The following is a 1610-nucleotide window of genomic DNA, read 5'->3' on the forward strand; positions in this document are numbered from 1 at the left end:
TCTTTTATTACTCACAAAAATCTCCCCTTATAGCGACAACGTAACACCCCACTAGTGCTGTGTCTACTATAAGGGGATAATATCACTGACCCCTCAAAAAGACATTTGTCCTCATACGGCGGACACTCTGTGTTTTAGTATTAAAAAAATGAGGCTCCCTTATTTGGGGTAGCCTCATTTTTTTAAGAAAAGATTATTTTAAATTGTCCATTGATCATTAACGATGGCAATCAATTTCCATTCCCCGCCTTTTATTTGTTCAAACACAAGGTTAAGACTTGACCAGTCCATTCCGCTTTCCTCTGAAGGTTCTAAATGAAATTCCACAACCGTAGAATTCGGAAAAAACGCTTTAATGTTATTTTTCATATTTCCACGTTGCTTCATTTCATCGACAAGTATTTGATCTGCATCTTGTAAGTCTGGTGCGTAAATAAACTCTTCATAATATTCACTGGGAGTCAGTTCAATTGTATTGCCTCGACCATCATATACTCCCCATTCATATACTTGGTCATCTTCAAAAAAATTCTCCAATTCACTTTGTTGGAATACTTGGGCATCTTCTTTTACATGAACATATGGGGAAAAGAGTACTCCTCTCTCTGGATGTACATGCTTAGCCAAGGTTTTCATATCTTGACTGACAATCAATTCCTTAACGGCTTTAGCAGTACTCTTTATATCAGAATTCGTTCCGGTGCCTTGATTTGATTGTTCACTTACCTCTTCTTGTTCTATCTCAGACACAACCCAGTATTCCCCTTGAAATTTTGCATGAAATACCATCTTCACATGACCGAGCAATTCATTATCTCGTTCTTGCACAATTTTGACATGACCATCTGATACTTTCTCAACGTCAAATGACTGTTCTTCTTTTAACCAAGTAGGACCATCTTTAGCAATGATGTAAACACCGTCATCCTCTTCCTTAAAGTAAGAATCTGTCATCCATGTTGCTAAATCATCTGACATCGTTGATTTAAAGTGTTCTTTCACTTCAGCTTTTGTTTGAAACGAATCGGCTTTCTGATCTTCTCCTGCTTCATTAATAAGGGATACAAATGAATCCTTATAGTCACTCATTAACTCAACAGCATCTTCTTCATTGAATTCCTGGATGTCTCCCTCCTGTTCCGAATCATCGGATGACTGTTCATTTTGTTCTTCATTTGTTTCTTCTGTTTGTTCATTTTCATCAGGAGTATCACCTTGTGTTGTATCGGATTCTTCTTCGCAAGCAGATATAACAAAAACTAATATAAGACTTAACAAAGTAAACACTATTCTTTTCATGTCTGTCCCTCCCTATTAATAGTAATTCCACAAAGTTCCAATCAGTTAAACTTTTCTTCTATTTAATATGACGAAAAAAAATTATTATTGTTACAGTTATAACCAAGAAATTTTCAAAAACTGGGGTCAGTGATATTATCCCCTTATAGTAGACACAGAGATTATGGGGTGTTACGTTGTCGCTATAAGGGGAGAGTTTTTATGAGTAATAAAAGATACACGAAAGAATTTAAAGAAAAGGTTGTACAGTATTACCATGATCATGAAGGTTTAGGATACTTAAGTGTTGCCCGAACCTTTAATATACCAAG

The 1610-nt window shown here is 35.9% G+C and carries 1 protein-coding gene; it reads right to left on the reverse strand.

Features of this window, described 5'->3' with window-relative positions:
- Positions 1-198 precede the first annotated feature (198 nt).
- Positions 199-1299, reverse strand: coding sequence for a hypothetical protein (locus JOC48_RS21135; RefSeq protein WP_204502407.1), 1101 nt, complete (start codon positions 1297-1299; stop codon positions 199-201).
- Positions 1300-1610 lie beyond the last annotated feature (311 nt).

The sequence above is a fragment of the Aquibacillus albus genome (genome assembly GCF_016908325.1).
GTDB classification, from domain to species: domain Bacteria; phylum Bacillota; class Bacilli; order Bacillales; family Amphibacillaceae; genus Aquibacillus_A; species Aquibacillus_A albus.